At 42.2% G+C, this 19,973-nt stretch carries 19 protein-coding genes, 2 tRNA genes, 1 rRNA gene and 1 riboswitch; of the genes, 21 read left to right on the top strand and 1 reads right to left on the bottom strand.

From position 1 onward, the window contains the following. Positions 1-3: 3 nt before the first annotated feature. The 8 genes from BLS24_RS10845 to BLS24_RS10810 all read left to right on the top strand — a co-directional run bounded on the left by BLS24_RS10845 (position 4) and on the right by BLS24_RS10810 (position 9,180). Complete coding sequence (locus BLS24_RS10845) at positions 4-975, top strand: glycosyltransferase family 2 protein (RefSeq protein ID WP_091758952.1); 972 nt, start codon at positions 4-6, stop codon at positions 973-975. After that, positions 972-2,378, top strand: coding sequence for an undecaprenyl-phosphate glucose phosphotransferase (locus BLS24_RS10840; protein WP_091758950.1), 1,407 nt, complete (start codon positions 972-974; stop codon positions 2,376-2,378). Before BLS24_RS10845 ends, BLS24_RS10840 begins: the two co-directional genes overlap by 4 nt. Before the next feature lie 81 nt (positions 2,379-2,459). Continuing rightward, a complete protein-coding gene (locus tag BLS24_RS10835) occupies positions 2,460-3,803 on the top strand; it encodes an LCP family protein (protein WP_091758948.1) in 1,344 nt (447 codons plus the stop codon). 95 nt (positions 3,804-3,898) lie between these two features. Then, the gene (locus BLS24_RS10830; protein WP_091758946.1) at positions 3,899-4,828 is read left to right on the top strand and encodes a glycosyltransferase family 2 protein; all 930 of its coding nucleotides are present in this window, start codon (positions 3,899-3,901) and stop codon (positions 4,826-4,828) included. Between the two features lie 10 nt (positions 4,829-4,838). Further along, positions 4,839-5,489 (top strand): GTP pyrophosphokinase, encoded by a 651-nt coding sequence (locus BLS24_RS10825; protein ID WP_091758944.1) that lies wholly within the window; start codon positions 4,839-4,841, stop codon positions 5,487-5,489. Positions 5,490-5,764: 275 nt separating this feature from the next. Then, complete coding sequence (locus tag BLS24_RS10820) at positions 5,765-6,187, top strand: hypothetical protein (protein WP_143015169.1); 423 nt, start codon at positions 5,765-5,767, stop codon at positions 6,185-6,187. Positions 6,188-6,212: 25 nt separating this feature from the next. Next, positions 6,213-7,802, top strand: a complete 1,590-nt coding sequence (locus BLS24_RS10815; protein ID WP_091759090.1) for a M23 family metallopeptidase — start codon at positions 6,213-6,215, stop codon at positions 7,800-7,802. 88 nt (positions 7,803-7,890) lie between these two features. After that, the gene (locus BLS24_RS10810; protein ID WP_091758940.1) at positions 7,891-9,180 is read left to right on the top strand and encodes a UDP-N-acetylglucosamine 1-carboxyvinyltransferase; all 1,290 of its coding nucleotides are present in this window, start codon (positions 7,891-7,893) and stop codon (positions 9,178-9,180) included. A 35-nt stretch (positions 9,181-9,215) separates the two neighbouring features. Here the strand turns inward: BLS24_RS10810 and BLS24_RS10805 are convergent, their stop codons facing one another. After that, positions 9,216-10,310 (bottom strand): HD-GYP domain-containing protein, encoded by a 1,095-nt coding sequence (locus BLS24_RS10805; RefSeq protein WP_091758938.1) that lies wholly within the window; start codon positions 10,308-10,310, stop codon positions 9,216-9,218. Between the two features lie 142 nt (positions 10,311-10,452). Further along, positions 10,453-10,570, top strand: a riboswitch (FMN riboswitch). A 105-nt stretch (positions 10,571-10,675) separates the two neighbouring features. Here BLS24_RS10805 and BLS24_RS10800 point away from each other — a divergent pair. The 13 genes from BLS24_RS10800 to BLS24_RS10740 all read left to right on the top strand — a co-directional run. Continuing rightward, entirely contained in the window at positions 10,676-11,461 is a 786-nt protein-coding gene (locus BLS24_RS10800) for an ECF transporter S component (RefSeq protein WP_091758936.1), read from the top strand. A gap of 106 nt (positions 11,462-11,567) precedes the next feature. Next, a complete protein-coding gene (gene tsaE, locus BLS24_RS10795) occupies positions 11,568-12,005 on the top strand; it encodes a tRNA (adenosine(37)-N6)-threonylcarbamoyltransferase complex ATPase subunit type 1 TsaE (RefSeq protein ID WP_071175352.1) in 438 nt (145 codons plus the stop codon). A 12-nt stretch (positions 12,006-12,017) separates the two neighbouring features. Then, the gene (tsaB, locus tag BLS24_RS10790; RefSeq protein ID WP_091758934.1) at positions 12,018-13,232 is read left to right on the top strand and encodes a tRNA (adenosine(37)-N6)-threonylcarbamoyltransferase complex dimerization subunit type 1 TsaB; all 1,215 of its coding nucleotides are present in this window, start codon (positions 12,018-12,020) and stop codon (positions 13,230-13,232) included. Positions 13,233-13,235: 3 nt separating this feature from the next. Then, positions 13,236-14,162, top strand: coding sequence for a ribonuclease Z (locus BLS24_RS10785; protein ID WP_091758932.1), 927 nt, complete (start codon positions 13,236-13,238; stop codon positions 14,160-14,162). Positions 14,163-14,176: 14 nt separating this feature from the next. Next, positions 14,177-14,758: a DUF6715 family protein gene (locus BLS24_RS10780; protein WP_091758930.1), complete on the top strand. Its 582-nt coding sequence runs from the start codon at positions 14,177-14,179 to the stop codon at positions 14,756-14,758. A gap of 6 nt (positions 14,759-14,764) precedes the next feature. Further along, positions 14,765-15,655, top strand: a complete 891-nt coding sequence (locus BLS24_RS10775) for a ChbG/HpnK family deacetylase (protein ID WP_091758928.1) — start codon at positions 14,765-14,767, stop codon at positions 15,653-15,655. Between the two features lie 52 nt (positions 15,656-15,707). Further along, positions 15,708-16,805, top strand: a complete 1,098-nt coding sequence (tsaD, locus tag BLS24_RS10770; RefSeq protein WP_091759088.1) for a tRNA (adenosine(37)-N6)-threonylcarbamoyltransferase complex transferase subunit TsaD — start codon at positions 15,708-15,710, stop codon at positions 16,803-16,805. Positions 16,806-16,889: 84 nt separating this feature from the next. Further along, positions 16,890-17,597: a 2-C-methyl-D-erythritol 4-phosphate cytidylyltransferase gene (gene ispD / locus BLS24_RS10765; RefSeq protein ID WP_091758926.1), complete on the top strand. Its 708-nt coding sequence runs from the start codon at positions 16,890-16,892 to the stop codon at positions 17,595-17,597. Between the two features lie 28 nt (positions 17,598-17,625). After that, entirely contained in the window at positions 17,626-18,717 is a 1,092-nt protein-coding gene (locus BLS24_RS10760) for a glycosyltransferase family 4 protein (RefSeq protein WP_091758924.1), read from the top strand. 17 nt (positions 18,718-18,734) lie between these two features. Beyond that, positions 18,735-19,241: an acyltransferase gene (locus BLS24_RS10755; RefSeq protein ID WP_091758922.1), complete on the top strand. Its 507-nt coding sequence runs from the start codon at positions 18,735-18,737 to the stop codon at positions 19,239-19,241. Positions 19,242-19,399: 158 nt separating this feature from the next. After that, a tRNA-Ser gene (locus BLS24_RS10750) sits at positions 19,400-19,485 on the top strand. 54 nt (positions 19,486-19,539) lie between these two features. Further along, positions 19,540-19,628, top strand: a tRNA-Ser gene (locus BLS24_RS10745). A gap of 160 nt (positions 19,629-19,788) precedes the next feature. Further along, a 16S ribosomal RNA gene (locus tag BLS24_RS10740) occupies positions 19,789-19,973 on the top strand; the annotation flags it as partial.

Here is a 19,973-nt window from a genome sequence, read left to right as displayed (position 1 = left end):
TATATGAGTAAAGTTACCGTTGTAATACCAAATTATAATGGAAAAAAATATCTTCCAGATTGCATAAAGAGCCTTAAAAAGCAGACTTTTAAGGATTTTACCGTGACAGTTGTGGATAACGGCTCAACTGACGGCAGTATCGATCTTATCAAAAAGGATTTTCCTGAAGTTAAGGTTATTGAGCTTAAGGACAACACAGGCTTTGCTAATGCGGTAAATGTGGGTATCAAGGATGCTGACAGCACTTATGTATTTCTTTTAAATGATGATACGAGGTGCGACGAAAAGGCAATCGAAAAGCTTGTTGCATGCATGGATAAACGCGTGAAAGTCTTCAGCGCTCAGGCCAAGATGCTTCAGTTTAAGGAGCCACACAATATTGATGACTGCGGCGACCTTTACTGTGCCTTTGGATGGGCATTTACTCCTGGTAAGGACAAGGATAGCAGCCGTTTTACCAAGATCGATGCTGTGACTTCTGCCTGCGCAGGAGCTGCAATGTACAGAAAAGAGTACTTTGAAAAAGTTGGCTATTTTGACGAAGCACATTTTTGCTATCTTGAGGATGTGGACCTTGGCTACAGAGCTAGACTTAAGGGTTTTGTTAATGTCTGCGAGCCTTCAGCCATAGTTTATCACGCTGGAAGTGCCTCAAGCGGATCAAGATACAATGCATTTAAGGTTGAACTAACTGCAGGAAATAATTTATACTTAATCTATAAAAATATGCCTGCATATCAGATAATAATAAACTTACCTCTGATACTGCTTGGCATTATCATTAAGCATGTCTTTTACATGAAAAAAGGACTTGGAATGGCTCATATTAAGGGGATAATGAAGGGCTTTTCCAAGATATTTGCCGGCTCTCAAAAAAGAGTCAGATTTGGCAAAAAAGAACTGTTTGGCAGCTTGAAGCTGCAGCTTGAACTGTGGATCAACCTGGCCAGACTAGTTGGGGTAGTTTTACTATGATCAAGGACAATCAGGTACATTTAAATAGAGCGCACGTAGTAGCGGACGGGCTTATCGTAGCCGGTTCCTACGTGGCATCATATTTTGTAAGATTCGGACTATTATGGGGGGATAGAGATCACGCGGAGCATTTACCAATGCTTACGTACTTTTCTGTACTCTATTTTTTAGTTCCTGCGTATCTGTTTTTGTATTATATGGTTCAGCTCTACACTTCTAGGAGAGCGCTTAGGCTTTGGGATGAGTTCATGGACGTTGTCAAAGCCAATATAATGGGAATTCTGGGATTTCTTGTTATCTTGTACATGATCCACCAGAATAACTTCTCCCGTGGAATGATCGTTATATTCTTCTTTATTAACGTCTTTTTGACGACGTTATCGAGAGGTTTTCTCAGAAAGTTCCTTAGATATATCAGAAAAAAGGGCTATAACATGAAGCATATCCTTCTTGTTGGCTATTCAAGGGCAGCAGAAGGTTATATCAGCCGCATTTTGAATAATCCTCAGTGGGGATACGAGATTGCAGGCGTTTTGGATGACTTTGTGCCTCTTGATACCAGTTATCATGGCATCAAGGTTGTGGGCAAGATCGAGCAGCTTTCAGAATATCTTGAGAATAACAGCTACGATGAGATCACCATAACACTTCCTCTTGATGATTACGACAGACTTGAAGAGCTTGTGGCTCAGTGTGAGAAATCCGGTGTTCATACCAAGTTCATTCCGGACTACTCATCTCTTTTCCCAAGTAATCCCTACACAGAGGATGTACAGGGACTTCCTGTTATCAACATCAGGTATGTTCCATTATCAAACTCTTTTAACAGAATGGCCAAAAGAACTGTGGACATCGTGGGTTCACTGTTTGCTATTATCATATTCTCGCCAGTTATGCTGATCGCGGCTATTGCGGTTAAGACAACTAGCAAAGGTCCTATCATCTACAAGCAGGAGAGAATCGGACTTAACGGCGTTCCCTTCAAGATGTACAAGTTCAGGACTATGAAGGTTCAGTCAGAAGCTGAGGAAAAGAAGGGCTGGACTACCAAGGGAGACCCACGAGTTACTAATGTGGGCGCATTCCTCAGAAAGACCAGTATCGATGAGATGCCTCAGTTCTTTAATATTTTGTTTGGTCAGATGAGTATTGTGGGACCAAGACCAGAGAGACCACAGTTTGTTGAGAAGTTTAAAGAGCAGATACCTCGTTACATGGTAAAGCATCAGGTTCGTCCAGGCCTTACAGGCTGGGCTCAGATAAATGGATATCGCGGGGATACATCAATTAGAAAAAGAATTGATTATGATATCTATTATATTGAAAACTGGTCTATGTCATTTGACATAAAAATCATGCTTGGAACCATCAGATATGGGTTCATTAATAAGAACGCATACTGATAAGGGTTGTATATTTTGCACATTTGTGGCATAGTATACTAATGGTTTACAATACATTTTGTTGGGACAAGGAGAATTATTATGTCAAATCGCGACGATGAGTACTACGAGAGAGACAGCAGAAGATCATCTCGAAATGATGACAGATATAGGGATGATAGAAGACCATCTCGAAGCAATGATAGACGTTATAGAGATGATTACGATGAATATGATGATAGACCTTCAAGGAGATCTGAAGGATCTAGCAGATCACACAGTTCATCATCAAGCAGATCCGGAAGTTATGATTCAAGAAGTTCAGCATCAAGAAGCTCTTCATCAAGAAGTAGCAGTAGCAGACCTTCTTCATCAAGAAAGTCTTCAGGATCCAAGAAGAAAAAGAGCAACAAGAAGGCAATCGCTATTCTTATTGCAGAAGTATTGATCGCATGTATCTTAGTTGTTGTAGCATACCACGTATTCTTCAAGGTTGACGTTACCAAAGTTGGTAAGGTTAACATGAACGAGGAAAAGATCACAAGCTCCATCAGTGAACAGGCTGCAGCCAATGAAGAGATGAAGAGCTACACTAACATCGCCCTCTTTGGTGTTGACTCCCGTGAAGGTGCTCTTACCAAGAACACAAGATCAGATACTATCATGATCGCATCTATCAATAATGAAACAGGCGATATCAAGCTTTGCTCAGTATATCGTGATACATACCTTAACCTTAGTAATGACAGCTACACAAAGTGTAACGCAGCTTATGCTGAGGGTGGTCCTGAGCAGGCTATCTCAATGCTCAATATGAACCTTGATATGGACGTTGAGGATTTCATCACTATCGGATTTAGAGGTCTTACTGATGTTGTAGATGCTCTTGGTGGTGTAGAGATCGAAGTTACAGATGCTGAGATTCCTCACCTTAACAGTTATCAGCAGACCATGGCTACAGAGCTCAAGCTCAACTATACACCTGTTACTTCAGCAGGCAGACAGACACTTAATGGTCTTCAGGCAACAGCTTACTGCCGTATCAGATATACAGCAGGTGATGACTTCAAGAGAGCTGAGAGACAGAGAACAGTCCTTATGGCTTGCCTTGACAAGGCTAAGGGCATGAGCTATTCACAGCTTGAGACAGTTGCCAACAACGCATTCAATGAGACATATACATCACTTGATCTTTCAGAGATCCTTGATCTTCTCAAGAACATCGCCAACTACAATGTTATCGATCACGGCGGATTCCCAGAGGAGAGCATGAGAGCAACTGGAACAATCGGCAAGAAGGGAAGCTGCGTAGTAGCAGTTGACCTTGCAAGCAACGTTAAGTGGCTTCACCAGTTCCTGTTCAACGACAGTAACTATGAGGTATCTCCTGACGTTCAGAAGTACAGCGACAAGATCAAGTCTGATACATCCCAGTATCTGAACTAAAGTTTATACTTTGATTTACTAATGGGGCGGGGTCTAGATAGAAAGAGCCCGCCCCATTTTTCGTGAAAGCGCTTACGCGCAAAGGAATATGATTTATGAACACTATTGATGTAATTATACCTACTTACAAACCTGATCATTCTCTTTTCACTTTGATCGATGATCTTGAGAAGCAGTCCATCAGACCTGACCACATCATCATCATGAATACTGAAAAGAAATATTGGGACGAACTTTTGGAAAAAACAAAAGAGAATCCACAGGATAAGTATGATAATATTATTCTGGAACATGTGACAAAGAAGCAGTTTGATCATGGAAATACTAGAAATGAGGGAGTAGCTCTTTCTAAGGCTGATTACTTCCTTATGATGACTCAGGATGCATTCCCAAGGGACAAGATGCTGATCGCAAGTCTTTCTAAGGCTTTGGACAGCGATGTAGCTGCGGCTTACGCAAGACAGTACCCAAAGACGGATTGCAACCTGGCAGAGAGATATTCCAGAAAGTTCAACTATCCAAATGAGCCAATGAAGAAGACTCAGAAGGATGTTGAGAAGCTTGGTATTAAAACCTACTTCTGTTCTAATGTATGCGCCATGTACAGAAGAGACATCTATGACAAACTTGGCGGATTTACCAAAAAGACAATCTTCAACGAAGATATGGTCTACGCAGGAACAGCCTGTCAGAATGGTTATGCGATCTGTTATGTTCCTGAAGCTGGTGTTATTCACTCACACAACTACAGTTGCAAGCAGCAGTTCCACAGAAACTTTGACCTTGGCGTATCTCAGACTGACCATCCTGAAATTTTTGGAGCCATCAGCTCAGAGGCTGAGGGCAAAAAGATGGTGAGACAGACTATCGATCATTTCAGACACATTGGAAAGTCTTATCTGATCCCACATTACATTATTATGTGCGGCAGCAGATGGCTTGGTTACAAATTGGGAAGGAATTACAAAAAGCTCCCACGTCCTTTAATTCTGGCTTGTACCATGAATAAGGACTATTGGGTATGAGGGATTACTTATGGAATTAGATTTGGCAGCAAGTAGTACAAATATCGCAGATGACATTAATACTTGGGAAGAAGTTAACCTTCTTTATAATGCTGCACTCAAACAGATCACTACCAAGATCGAGATCTTGAATGAGGAGTTTCAGGAGGTTCACAGATACAACCCTATCGAGCATGTTAAGGCAAGGGTTAAGGCTCCTGAAAGTATAGTAAAAAAGCTAAAAAGAAACGGATATGAGTCTACGATCGGCAATATGGTACGCTACGTCAATGATATTGCCGGTATCAGGATCATCTGCTCTTTTACTTCGGATATTTATAGGATTGCTGAGATGATCAGTAATCAGAAGGATATTCAGGTCATCACTGTTAAGGATTATATTATGAATCCAAAGAACAGCGGCTACAGAAGTTATCATATGATAGTTTCACTTCCTGTATATCTTTCAGACAGGATTGTAAACGTTAAGGTTGAGATTCAGATCAGAACTGTAGCTATGGACTTCTGGGCTTCACTTGAGCACAAGATCCAGTACAAGTTCGAAGGAAAGGCACCTGTTCATATCAACGAGGAACTTACAGAATGTGCGGAGATGGTTGCCAACCTTGACGCGCGTATGCTTCAGTTAAATGAGGAAATTCTTGCCATAGAAAGGGAGTAATCCAATTAATGAGGAGTGGCCAGACACGGTTTCCCGCACCTGGCCTATTATGAAAAAATCTATCTTTCTTATTCAGTATTGCCGTATCGCTTTCGGCTATGTTATTAATATACAAGGAAATTGTGAATAAATTATGAACTGATTATGAATAAATAGTAAAAGTGTACAACAAAAGAATTTTTTCAAATATTATCTTGTCTAATTTGCATAATGAATGCTAAGCTATTATGTATGCAGAATAGAAGGAGATGTAACTTATGTTGGGAGGAAATATTGTGGATAACATTATGGACAAACTTGCGCAGAAGTTAAGTGCTCAGGAAATGATCAAGGCTAATTCACAGGCTGAGGTCGAGTCTGCTATAAGTGATGCTACAGAGATCTTTACCAAAAAGATGGATGAAGCCACAGATTCTTTTACCAAGAAGGTAGAAGATGCTCTATCCAAGAAGATGGAGGAGAGCGATTCCAAGACACATGACGTCGGAGTTCAGACATATAGAAATGTACAGGCTCTTATAAATAAGCAGCAGGAGAAGACTGCTGAGGAGTTTAAGGAGTTAGATACTAAGCTTGAGACTCTTCAGTATGCAGTTGAGAGCAAGAATAGTGGCCTTTTGCCACTTATCATCATCACTCTCCTCGTTGCAGGAGCTGATCTAGTTATAAATATTTTGAGGATTTTTGGAATTCTATAATTACTACGGAAAGATTTTTTTTGCTATGAATTTTAGAAATACGGTTTTTAGAAATAAGATTAGAATATGGTTTTTACATTCTACTCTTGTAGTTATATTCTTGTGGATCTTGTTGATGCCCAGCATGGTCAAGTACCAGAGGGGCGGCAATAACATTTTTACCATATTATTAAATGGACAGCCTGTAGGAACAGTTGCTTCCAAGGATGACGCATACGATGCCTACAGAAGAGCCAGAAGAGCCATCGCTTCTAAGAGTGACGAGCTCACACTTGCTACATCAGACCTTACTATAGAAGGCAGCAATGTGGTTTTGGGTACTGTTGATTCCCCACAGGAAGTTGCTGACAACATGATAGAGGTTTTGAAGGGAAGCGTTAAGTCTACGCTTAACAGAGCTTACTCTATCAAGATCAATGAGTTTTCAGTCAATCTTGCTGATATCAGCGAGGTTATGCAGCTCTTAGAGACAGCTCTTTCTAACTATGACACAGAGGATGAGTACGACGTTGATCTTGTGCTTGATCCTACAAGAGAAGTTAATGTATTGACTCCTGTTGTTCTTAGCAAAGCAGAAGTTGAAAAGAAGGAAGAAGACCAGAGAACAGCTCTTCCAGAAGCCGGTGTTTCACAGATGCTGACGCAGACGGTCAAGGAAGCTGCTCCAATTGCTTATGATAAGGAGTTCTCAGACTATGAGCTGGGACTTATGAGCATTGATTTTGGCGACAAGGTTGAGATCGTGGAGAGTTACCTTCCTGATTTTGAGATCACAGACCTTGGAACTGCTATTGATGATGTTACCAAGGATAAAGAGACTAATCAGATCTATGAAGTACAGGCAGGCGATACACTTAGTACTATCGCAGCCAAGTATGATCTGACTGTTGCTGACCTGATCGCAATGAACGAGTCTTTGGAGGATGAGTTCACAAGGATCAGAACTCAGGACGAACTTATTGTTACAGTTCCAGAACCTGAGCTTTCAGTTGTTTATACAGTTCAGGAGTACTATGAAGAGGACTACGAGGCTGAAGTTCAGTACGTAGACAACGATTCATGGTATACAACCCAGACCAAGGTTTTACAGGAGCCATCTGCCGGACATAGAAAGGTAGTTGCTCAGATCACATATACAGACAAGAGTGAGACTTCTAGAGAGATCGAGAAGGAAGAAATCACTTACAAGGCTGTTCCTAAGATCGTAGAGAGGGGTACTATCGTTCCTCCTACGTATATCAAGCCTATTTCTGGTGGACGTCTTACATCAGGATTTGGTAAAAGAAACAGACCTACCAAGGGTGCTAGTTCTTTCCACAAGGGCGTTGACTGGGCTACTCCAGTTGGTACTGCTGTTCTTGCTTCTTCATCAGGTACTGTTACAAGAGCTGGTTGGGGAAGTGGATACGGTTACTGCGTATACATCAGACACCCAGATGGAAGAGAGACCAGATATGGACATTTGTCTAAGGTGTTAGTAACTGTTGGACAGAGTGTAAGTCAGGGACAGAAGATTGCACTTTCAGGAAATACCGGTGTTTCAACCGGACCACACCTTCATTTTGAGATCCTTGTAAATGGTTCTCAGGTGAACCCGCTTAATTACCTGAACTAAGTCCATTTCTTTGACACACTACTAATATTGTGATATTAATAGTATTTGGCGAATATGTTAATTTTGTGAATTTTGGGATGGGAGTCCTATGGAAAAATATGTAATAAAAGGCGGAGTTCCGCTGGTTGGTGAGGTAGAGATTGGCGGTGCCAAAAACGCTGCTCTTGCTATCCTTGCAGCCGCAACCATGACGGATGAGACCGTATATATAGATAATATGCCAGATGCTTCTGATACTAATGCTATGTTACAGGCAATCGAGAGTATTGGTGCATTTGTTGAAAGGACTGGCAGGCATTCAGTCAAGATCAATGCCTCACAGATCCGCAATTATACAATTGAAAACGATTATATCAAGAAGATCAGAGCTTCTTATTACCTTTTAGGAGCCCTTCTTGGTAAGTACAAGCAGGCAGGAGTTGCTCTTCCTGGTGGATGTAACATCGGACTTCGTCCTATCGACCAGCATATCAAGGGCTTCACTGCTCTTGGAGCTAAAGTTACTATTCAGGATATCATCCATGCTAAGGCTGATCGCCTTGTAGGTAGTCACATCTACCTTGATGTTGTCAGCGTAGGTGCTACTATCAATATCATGATGGCTGCAGCTATGGCAGAGGGCAAGACTATCATTGAGAACGCTGCCAAGGAGCCACATGTAGTAGATTTTGCTAACTTCCTTAACAGTATGGGAGCTAATATCAAGGGTGCTGGTACAGATGTTATCAGGATCGTTGGTACCAACAAGCTTCACGGTACAGAGTACACTATCATTCCTGACCAGATAGAGGCAGGAACATTTATGCTTGCAGCAGCTGCGACAAAGGGTGATATAACAGTCAAGAATGTTATTCCCAAGCACCTTGAGTCTATCAGTGCCAAGCTTATAGAGATGGGATGTCAGATCCATGAATCTGATGATGCTGTCAGAGTAGTGGCTACTAAGAGACTTACTAACACACACGTTAAGACTCTTCCATATCCTGGATATCCAACAGATATGCAGCCACAGATCACTGTAGCACTTGGTCTTGCAAGTGGTATCAGTATTGTTACAGAGAGTATATTTGAGAACAGATTTAGATATGTTGATGAGCTTACCAGAATGGGAGCCAGCATCAAGGTTGAAGGTAGCACAGCTATCATCGAGGGTGTAGACAAGTACACCGGCGCTACGATCTCAGCACCAGACCTTCGTGCAGGAGCAGCACTTGTAATCGCAGCTCTTACAGCAGATGGATACTCAACAGTAGAGGATATCAAGTACATCGAGAGAGGCTACGAGGACTTCGACCAGAAGCTCCGCGAACTTGGTGCTCACATCGAGAAGGTTGATTCCGACTACGACGTACAGAAGTTTAAACTTAAGAACGCATAATATTTTAGCCTAGGACTTTAGTCCTAGGCTATTTTTTATAATATCTCTTCGATATAGACATTGTGCGTCTTGGAAAGGTCTATGTATTGATTTCCAATCTTAATAGTTGGTTTGGATAAGTTATTGCGGTTTATGAAGATGATCTCGCCTATTTCACCGGTGTTAAGGCGAACTGTATCAGAAATATAGGTGTTAACTATGTTCTGAAGGAAGGCTAGGATCATTTCGGAGTCATATTTTTGGAAGCCGTCTTCTTCAAAGGTTGCTATAGCGATAAATGGACAAAGAGGGCCTCTGTAATAGCGGGCACTGGTCATGGCATCATATACGTCGGCAATGGATATAAGTTTGGCAAATTTGTCCATTTGAGGGCCTGTAAGCTTACTTGGATATCCTGTGCCATCACATCTTTCATGATGCATTAAAACGGCGTTTTTGACGTGATTGCTAAGAGGAAAGTCTTTGATGCAATCGTAACCGATCTGAGGGTGCTTTTTTATCTCTTCATATTCATCGGCGGTGAGCTTGGTTTTCTTTTTGATAATGGAATCTGGAATCATCAGTTTTCCAATATCGTGGAAAAGACCTGCCTGAGTAGCGAGCTCAATTTCTTCTTTATCATATCTGAGCCACTGAGCCAAAATATTGGAAATCAGGGCTACATTTATGCAATGAGCATAGGTTGCGTCATCATACTGCCTTAAGTTGTGGAGCATATCAAAAACAGAATTAGTGTTTTTGTTTTTGCTCATAAGCTGATAGATTGGAGCCATCAGCTCATCTAACTCAAATTCTTTATTCTTTTCCAGAATGTCATTTAAAGTATGAGCATACTTTTCAGTACAGTTTTCAAAGTCCTGTTTGAATTCTCTAAACTCTTTTGAGGCTTGTATTCTCTTTGATCTTGTTTCTTTGTGGAGATTTGGAAGATCAGGCGGAGGAGTAGGTTTACTCTGTACAGGCTGTGTCTCGACAGATACTTCGTTTACAGAGTAAAAGGTGAGCCTTGCAATATCCTTACTAGAAAGAATGTCGCCTTTTTCAAATAAAGGTATTTTATTTTCACTAACAAAGACATCTTCTGCCAATACCATTCCAGGCATCAATTCTTTGACATCAAATTTTTTCATAAGTCACCTATAGACGATAAAGCATATATACTCAGTATAAATATACGCATAGGGGTTGTCAAACAAGAGATGAGAAAGGAATTTGGGAAATTCTCCCCTTGACAACATTCCGATTACCAACTATTATCTCTATTAGAAAAATATAATTCTTCGGGGCAGGGTGTGATTCCCAACCGGCGGTATAGTCCGCGACCCACTTTGGTGGCTGATTTGGTGAGATTCCAAAACCGACAGTATAGTCTGGATGAGAGAAGAATGAGTATGAGCTTTGTTTGTGGTGCCCCGAGTCTATTAATTAGACTTGGGGCTTTTTTATTACAACAGGACAAGGCGCAGTTTCATTCCCCGAACCTAAGGAGGAAGAAATGAAAGAAAAACAGAGTCTATTCAGCCTGATCACAGGCAACTGGCAGCATTTCCTTGCGCTGGTAGTACTAATGGTGATTGCATTTGCAGTCAGCATCTTTGCGGAGAAGCTTGCTTCCAAAAAGGACATTAAGGAAGGCAAGGAACCTGAGAAGCTTCTTAGCATCAGAAAGGTATCAATTATTGGTGTCTTTTCAGCAATAGCATTCGTGCTTATGCTTATTGAATTCCCACTTCCAATCGCACCTAGCTTTTATAAGTTTGACTTTAGCGATATTCCAGCTCTTGTTGTTGGATTTGCAGCAGGTCCATTTGCAGGTGTCATGGTTGAGTTCGTAAAGGTAACACTCAATATTCTTCTGCAGGGAACAACATCAGCATTTGTTGGTGAGATTGCAAACTTCCTGATCGGAGCGTCTTTTGTATCAGTTGCTTCTATCATCTACAGATTTAAAAAGACAAGAAAGACTGCACTTATTGGTTGTCTTGCAGCAACACTTTTCATCACATTTGCAGGAGCATTCCTTAATGCATATTTCATGATCCCAGCTTACGCAGTTATGTTTGGCGGAGTTGAGAATATTTTGAGCGCAGGAACAGCTATCTACTCATTTGTAGATAATGTCTTTACATTCTGCCTGTTCTGCGTAGCACCATTTAACCTTGTAAAGGGAATCATCCACAGCGTTATCACTTTCCTTATTTACAAGCAGCTTAGCCCAATCCTCAAGGCAGAGGCTTTTGGGCCAGCAAAGAAAAGTAAGACAGTAGCAGCAAACGAATAATAAAGCAAATTCCACCTATAATGTTTAAAAAGGGCTTCGGTTATTTACCGAGGCTCTTTTTGTGATATACTACAAGTGGATTATTATGACTTTTTGCGAGGAAGATATGGGAATTGTTACTAAACTCGAGACCTTCAGTGCGGAGGAAACTTTTGAAGTCGGAAAGAGAATAGGCGAGAGTGCTACTCCTGGAATGGTGTACACTCTTGTGGGCGACCTTGGAGTTGGCAAGACAGTGCTGACACAGGGAGTTGCCAAGGGACTTGGAATCGATGGCCCTGTCAGCAGTCCGACTTTTACCATAGTTCAGGTACATGATGGCGGAAGGCTTCCATTTTATCATTTTGACGTTTACAGGATTGGCGACGTCAGCGAGATGGATGAGATCGGCTATGAAGACTATTTTTATGGCGATGGCATCTGCTTTATCGAGTGGGCTAATTTAATAGAAGAAATCCTGCCTGAACATTATACAGAGATAGTTATTGAAAAGAACCTTGAAAAGGGCTTTGACTATCGACTTATTACAATGACCAAGAAATGATGTGAGAATACAATGAAGATTTTATCAATTGATACATCGGGACTTGTGGGTGCTGTAGCCATTACTGATGGCGATATGCTTGTTTCACAGTTCTCGATACAGTACAAAACTACACACTCAGAGATTTTGATGCCTATGCTTGATGATATGGTGAGGAAGATCAACCTTGATCTTTCTACCATTGATGCAATAGCTGTGGCTATGGGCCCTGGCTCTTTTACCGGACTCAGGATCGGAAGCGCGACCGCCAAAGGTCTTGCTCTTGCCCTTAATAAGCCCATCATTCCAGTTCCTACTGTTGATGGAATTGCTTATAACTTATACGGAGTTGAGAAGATCATCTGTCCTATGATGGATGCCAGAAGGAATCAGGTGTACACAGGTCTTTATACATTTGTGCCCAAGACACCTGAGGGAAAGAGCCTTGAGAGGACCTTTGATATGATGGTTCTCCACGAACAGTTTGCTACATCTGTTGAGAATATCGCAGATGAGATCAACAAGATCGGCAAGCCAGTAGTTCTTTTGGGCGATGGCGTTCCAGTTTATCATGACAAGCTTGAGGAACTTATCAAGGTTCCTTATTCTATAGCACCACTTCACCAGAACAGACAAAATGCAGCAGCTCTTTCTGCTCTTGCAGCAGTGTATGCTGAGGAAGGCCGCATGATATCTGGGGATGACTTTGCGCCGGATTACTTGAGACTATCACAGGCTGAGCGCGAAGCCAAGGAAGGCAAGGATACCGAGGCTAAGCCTGACAAGGCTAGAAATGCGGCACCTGGAATCATCAGAGTTCGCGAGATGACTGCAGAGGACATCGATGATGCCTACAACCTAGAGCAGATGAATCTGGGAAAAGAGGCGTGGAACAAGAAACAGCTCCTGGATGCCCTCACAAGAGACGATACCATCTACCTTGTTGCTGAAAAGGCAGGAAGGATCGTGGGACTATGCGGAGTTCAGAATATATCAGGTGAAGGTGAGATCACAAATGTGTCAGTTTCTCCTGATACCAGAAGAGAAGGTGTGGCCTACAAGATGCTCAGACAGCTCCTTGAAAGAGGCAAGGGCATTGGAATTGAGAGCTATACTCTGGAAGTTAGAGCAGCTAATGCGCCTGCCATAGCTCTTTATGAGAGACTTGGATTTGTCAGCGAGGGAGTTAGACCTGGCTTTTACGACGAGCCCAAGGATGATGCTGTTATATATTGGAAAAGGAAATAATTTATGATAGATGTATGTTTGCTTGGAACCGGCGGAATGATGCCTCTTCCAAATCGTTTTCTCACTTCTTTGAATGTGAGATACAACGGCAAGTGCGTGCTGATCGATTGCGGTGAGGCTACGCAGATTGCCATGAAAAAGAAGGGAATAAGTGCAAAGCCAATTGATATTATCTGTTTTACTCATTATCATGCAGATCACATCAGCGGCCTTCCTGGACTCCTTCTTACTATGGGAAATGCAGAGAGGACAGAACCTCTTTTGATGATCGGACCAAAGGGACTTGAAAAGGTAGTTAATTCCCTTAGAGTCATCGCTCCGGAGCTTCCATTTGAGATAAAGTTCAAAGAGCTTACGGAACCTGAAGTAGAATTCGAGCCAGATCCTGAGAATATGCCGGGATTTAGCATCAAAGCATTTAGAGTTAATCACAACATTACCTGCTATGGCTACAGTATGTCCCTTAAGAGACAGGGCAAGTTCAATGTAGAAGCGGCACAGGCAGCAGGTATCGACAGAAGATATTGGAACAGCCTGCAGAAGGGCGCAGAAGTTACAACAGAGGATGGAAGGGTATTTACACCTGACATGGTTCTTGGTGAAGCCAGAAAGGGCATCAAGCTTACCTATGTTACGGATACAAGACCTACAGACAGCATTGTAGCTAATGCGGCAGGTTCAGATCTTTTCATATGTGAAGGTATGTATGGCGAGCCAGACAAGATTGCCAAGGCTAGAGAATACAAGCACATGACATTCTACGAGGCAGCCAAGATGGCAAAGAGTGCAGAGGTAAAAGAGATGTGGCTTACTCACTACAGCCCATCACTTGTAAATCCTGCAGAATTCATGCCAGAGACCAAGAAGATCTTTGGAAACACAGTGGCAGCCAAGGATGGACGAAGTGTTGAACTACGTTTTGAAGACTAGAAAGTGAGGGGAACATGGAAAAGGGCGGTACAAAATCAGCAATCATAAAGTCAATTGTCTTAGTGGTGCTGGCAGCGATCATTATTCTTGGATTCTATCTTCTTTTGACCAGGAATAAGAAAGCTCCTGCCGAGGAAAACTATGTTTTGACAACAGTTGATGAGATCACAACTACGGATCTTAGCAAGAACTATCCTGCGAATCCTAGAAAGGTTGTAGACCTTTACGCCAAGATCATGCAGACTCTTTATAAGGAAGAGTATACAGACGAGCAGGAGACCAAGATGATCGATGTCCTGGGCGGAATCTTTGATGATGAGCTTAGGGAGAATCAGTTCAATCTTCAGTCTTCTATCAAAAATGAGGTTTCAAGCAGAAAAGCTGAGGACTACGGCATTTCAGCCTATGCTGTTCAGGAAAAGAATCCGGAGATCTTTACCAAGGATGGCCGCGATATCTGTTCTGTTGATTGCCTTTTTACCATGAGAAAAGGAAGCCAGAGAATCCTTCTGTATTATCAGTTCGTTTTGAGAAAAGACGATGAGGGCAGATGGAAGATCTTAGGCTGGATAACAAAAGATAACAACGAGGGTTAAGTAAAAGTGATAGAGTATCATGCTGATGATTATGGCCTTTTTCCAGAGCAGAGTAGGCACATAATCGATTGTTACAGGACGGGCGTACTAAATGGCATCAGTATCATGCCAAACAGCCCATATTTAAAAGAATGTATGGATGAGATTGCTGACATTAGGGAAAAGCTTTTTGTCACGGTCCATCTCAATATAGTAGAAGGAAAGCCCTTAATGGGCGACAAGGTTCCAAGACTTACTGACAAGCTTGGAAATTTCAACGACAGCTTTGTGAAGCTCTTTTTAATAAGCTATATTCCGGTTCTAAGGCTCTTTTATCGCAGAGAACTAAAGAAAGAGATTGCTGCACAGATAAAGGCCTGCGAGCCATATATGAACGGCGATAGCTTCAGAATTGACGGACATGTGCATTATCACATGATTCCTGTGGTCTTCGACGCCCTTATGGATGTCATCAAGGAAAAAGAGCTGAAGGTTTCCTATATCAGATTCCCTAGAGAGGAAATCTCGGTTTATCAGAAGGCTAAAAAGAACATCAAGGACGTGAAAATGCTTAATATAGTAAAGGTTATGGTCCTTAATTGTCTTGTTCGCAGAAATCAGCGCAAATATGCTGAGGAACTTGCTGGGATGAACCTTGAGAGGAAGATGTTCATGGGAGTTATGCTCTCTGGGCATATGTTTTATGAGAATGTTAAGGCACTTTTGCCTATGGCAGCAGACACAATGGCAGATAAGGGCTTTAATGAGATAGAGGTTCTTTTCCATCCTGGCGATGTGTCCCTTGAAACGGATATTATCCAGCTTACCAGCAAGGATGACAGAGAATTTTTGACAAGTAGTAATAGGTTAAAAGAGGCAGAGGCGCTAAAGAAACTTGGAAGTAACCTTAAGCGCTGAGGAATTAGTAATGGAAATTAAGAAAAACGTAGAAGATGACGGCGTTATCTTCATGTCTATAAAAGATAATAAGGTCGAAGAGGCCAAGGAGAGTACTTCAAAGAAGGACGGCGATGTGACTATCCTTGCTATTGAGAGTTCTTGTGATGAGACAGCGGCAGCAGTTGTAAGAAACGGCCGAGAAGTTCTGTCAAACATCATATCTTCTCAGATCGCTCTTCATACTATTTACGGCGGCGTTGTGCCGGAGATCGCATCCAGAAAGCATGTTGAGAAGATGAATGGATGCATCAAGACTGCTCTTTCTGAAGCAGGAGTTACCCTTGATGATATTGATGCAGTTGCTGTAACCTACGGACCTGGTCTTGTAGGAGCTCTTTTGGTGGGCGTTTCTGAGGCTAAGGCTATTGCATTTGCTACAGGGAAGCCTTTAATTGGCGTTCATCATATTGAGGGCCATATCAGTGCTAATTTCATTGAAAATAAGGACTTAGAGCCTCCATTTGTGTGCCTTGTGGTATCAGGTGGACACTCACATCTTGTTGTTGTAAAAGACTATGGAGAGTATGAGATTATCGGTCAAACCAGAGATGACGCGGCTGGCGAAGCCTTTGACAAGGTTGCAAGAGCAATCGGCCTTGGATATCCTGGTGGGCCCAAGATCGATAAGGCGGCAAAAGAGGGTAATCCTGACGCCTTTACATTCCCACAGGCCAAGATTGACGATGCGGAGTATGATTTCTCTTTTAGCGGATTAAAATCATCAGTACTTAACTATATAAATCAGGCCAAGATGCAGGGGCAGGAGCTTAACCAGGCTGATGTTGCGGCGTCCTTCCAGAAGGCTGTAGTGGAGGTTTTGGTATCACATGCTATCAAGGCCTGCAAGGAATATGGATACAACAAGCTAGCAATAGCTGGAGGTGTTGCGTCTAATTCTGGGCTTAGAGAGCTTATGGAAAAAGAGTGTGAGGCTAACAAGATAAGCTTTTACAGACCATCACCGGTTCTTTGCACAGACAATGCGGCAATGATCGGAGCAGCGGCTTACTACGAGTACCAAAAGGGTGTACGTTTCGGCCTTGACATGAATGCAGTGCCAAACCTCCCTCTCGGAGACCGCGAACGTAGATTCCACGGAAGACAGTGATAAGAGGTCGTTGTGAAAGGTTCTTTTATGTCGTTCGTGATCATTTCAGGGACGCTTTCGCTCAGAAAATAATAGGAGTAGAGTATGAAAACAGTTGCGGTGGTGTTGGCTGCAGGTAGTGGTAGTAGGATGCAGTCGGATGTTAAGAAGCAGTATATGGAGATTGGTGGAAAGCCACTGATCTATTATTCTTTAAAAGCTTTTGAAGAGAGTGTTATTGATGACATTGTTTTAGTTGTGTCTAGAGGAGATATAGACTTCGTAAGAAGTGAGATTGTGGAGAAGTTTGGTTTTCAGAAGGTTGTTGCTATTGTTGAGGGCGGTCTTGCTAGATATCACAGTGTGAGACTGGGATTACAGGCAGCAGCTCCTGATTGTGACTATGCGTTTATTCATGATGGTGCTAGACCTTTTGTGACTGAGGATATCATTCTAAGGGGACTTCATGCAGTTAAGGAGTATGGTGCCTGTGTAATTGGCATGCCTGTTAAGGATACTATCAAGATTGCTGATGACAATGGCTTTGCCAGCATGACACCTGATAGGGACAAGACATGGCTTATTCAGACTCCGCAGATCTTTTCCTATAAGATGATAATGGACCTCTATCAGAGGCTTGACCGCGAAGAAGGTGAGCTTATTGAAAAGGGTATCAATATTACTGATGATGCCATGGTTGTTGAGTATTTCTCGGATAAAAAGGTTAAGCTTGTTGAGGGCTCCTACACTAATATAAAGATCACTACACCGGAGGATATTCCTGCAGCGGAAGCTATTCTTAAAAATATGTGAGCTGCATGGCGCGATGGGGATGGATACTTTGGATAACAAGAAAAAGAGAATATGTATGATCGTTCAGCAGCCTGACGTTCAGGGCGGAATAGCAGCGGTTACAAGTGGCTACTATGGTAGCGCGCTGGAGCAGGACTACGATATACGTTATGTGGAATCTTATTGCAATGGCTCAAAACTTAAAAAGCTTACTAAGGCTCTTAAGGGATATGCGGAGTTTTCAAAGGTTTTAAGAGAGTTTAAGCCTGAACTGGTTCACATGCATACTTCCTTTGGTGCAAGCTTTTATAGGATGCAGCCATTTCTTTTTATGGCCAAAAAGCGCGGCATTCCGGTGGTTGATCACCTTCACGGGGCAGATTTTAAGTCTTTTTATACAGAGGCATCAGATAAAAAGAAATCTACAATTAAGAAGATATATGGCAAATTCGACAGGATCATTGTGTTATCAGAAGAGTGGAAAACTACCATGTCTGAGGTTGTTTCTGTGGATAAGATGACCGTGATCGAGAACTACTCCAAGCCTCTTAAGGAAGATGAAGTAGAACCATTAGTAGATAAGCGCTTTGGGGACAAGAAGGTTCTTTTCCTGGGGGAACTGGGACAGCGCAAGGGCGGATATGACTTTGCTGATATTGTAAAAGAGGCGCAGTCTACGGACCCTGATATCAAGTTTATATTCTGTGGAAGCGGCTCTGAAACAGATGAAAAGGCTATAAAAGAGGCTGTATATGAGACTTCTAAAAGAGAAAAAATTTCTTTTCCTGGATGGGTTCGCGGCGCAGACAAAGACAAGTTCCTGAGGGAAGCAGCTCTTTTCATGCTACCTTCATATCAGGAGGGGCTTCCAATGTCTATCCTGGATGCCATGGGCTATGGACTTCCTGTTGTATCAACAGAGGTTGGCGGCATCCCACAGCTGGTGGATGATGGCGTGAGCGGCAAGCTGTCTAAGGCAGGAGATACTAAGGCTATAGGATCAGCTATTGCAGATCTGTTAAAAGACAGATCGAAGTATGAAGCGGCTTCTAAGGCTAGCCTAGCTATCGCCAGAGAACGATTTGGATTTGATGCCCATGTGGAAAAGCTTGAAAGAGTGTATGAGGAAATCTTGAAATAAAGAATGTGAGGGACTTTATGAGATCACCGTTTTTGTATTTAAAAAATGCAATAGGAATGGGATTTAGAAAGGTCAGATTCGGCGGAAGGTTCAAGGCTGGAGCTATACAGACCTTTGATAAACTCCATGTTGAGATCTACAAAAAAGGCAGCATCAGTCTTGGAAGCTACAATCAAAACAGAGGCAATCTCTACCTTGTAGCTGATGGCGGTCATATTGAGATTGGCGACCACTGCTTCTTTAATACAGGGGCAAGTATCAGTTCAACAGAAAGCGTTAAGATTGGTAATAACTGCAAATTTGGAAACAATTTAGTCATTGTAGATCACGATCATAACTTCAAAAATGAGAGTGATGAGGAGTTTTTGAGCTCAAAAGTCGAAATTTCTGATGATTGTTGGGTTGGTGCTAATGTCACCATACTAAGAGGAACCAAGATTGGCCGCAAAGCCGTTATTGGTGCGGGTTGCGTCATAAAAGGTGATATTCCTGAAGGGGCAAAAATCATACAGAAAAGAGTTTAAAAATTCACGTCCTGAAAATTTTTTGTAATTTTTTGAAAAAAGTTGAAAATAGTTGTTGACATAGGGCTCACCCTTTGTTAATATAATTCTTGCGCTGCGGCGAGAACAAAAATTTCTCAAGCACAGCTAGTTCTTATTGAAACTTAATAAGACAACTCGGAGCGATATCGAAGCGGTCATAACGAGGCGGTCTTGAAAACCGTTTGGCGGCAACGCCACAAGGGTTCGAATCCCTTTCGCTCCGCTTAATTATGAACACGCTGCTACAATAATATAATTATTGTGAATCAACTATTTTGCAGAAGTACTCAAGTGGTTGAAGAGACACCCCTGGAAAGGGTGCAGGTCGTTAATAGCGGCGCGAGGGTTCAAATCCCTCCTTCTGCGTTGCCTTATGCAACTAGTAAGGCTCATAATTATCAGCACATTGACAAATAAACAGTAATGCAACCCTGAAAAATTCCAAGAGAATTATTCAGAACAAAGATTTAGTAAATAACGGACAGAACAAAAGCCAAGCTTTAGTTCTTTGTCAGATCAAACTTTTAAACGTGAGAGTTCGATCCTGGCTCAGGATGAACGCTGGCGGCGTGCCTAACACATGCAAGTCGAACGGAGATTTAACGCTGATGAGGCTTCGGCGGATTCTTGTTAAATCTTAGTGGCGGACGGGTGAGTAACGCGTGGGCAACCTGCCTCATACTGGGGGATAACAGCTGGAAACGACTGTTA

Source organism: Butyrivibrio sp. INlla18 (genome assembly GCF_900103635.1).
Classification (GTDB): Bacteria; Bacillota; Clostridia; order Lachnospirales; family Lachnospiraceae; genus Butyrivibrio.
This window is presented reverse-complemented; position numbering and strand designations above follow the sequence as displayed.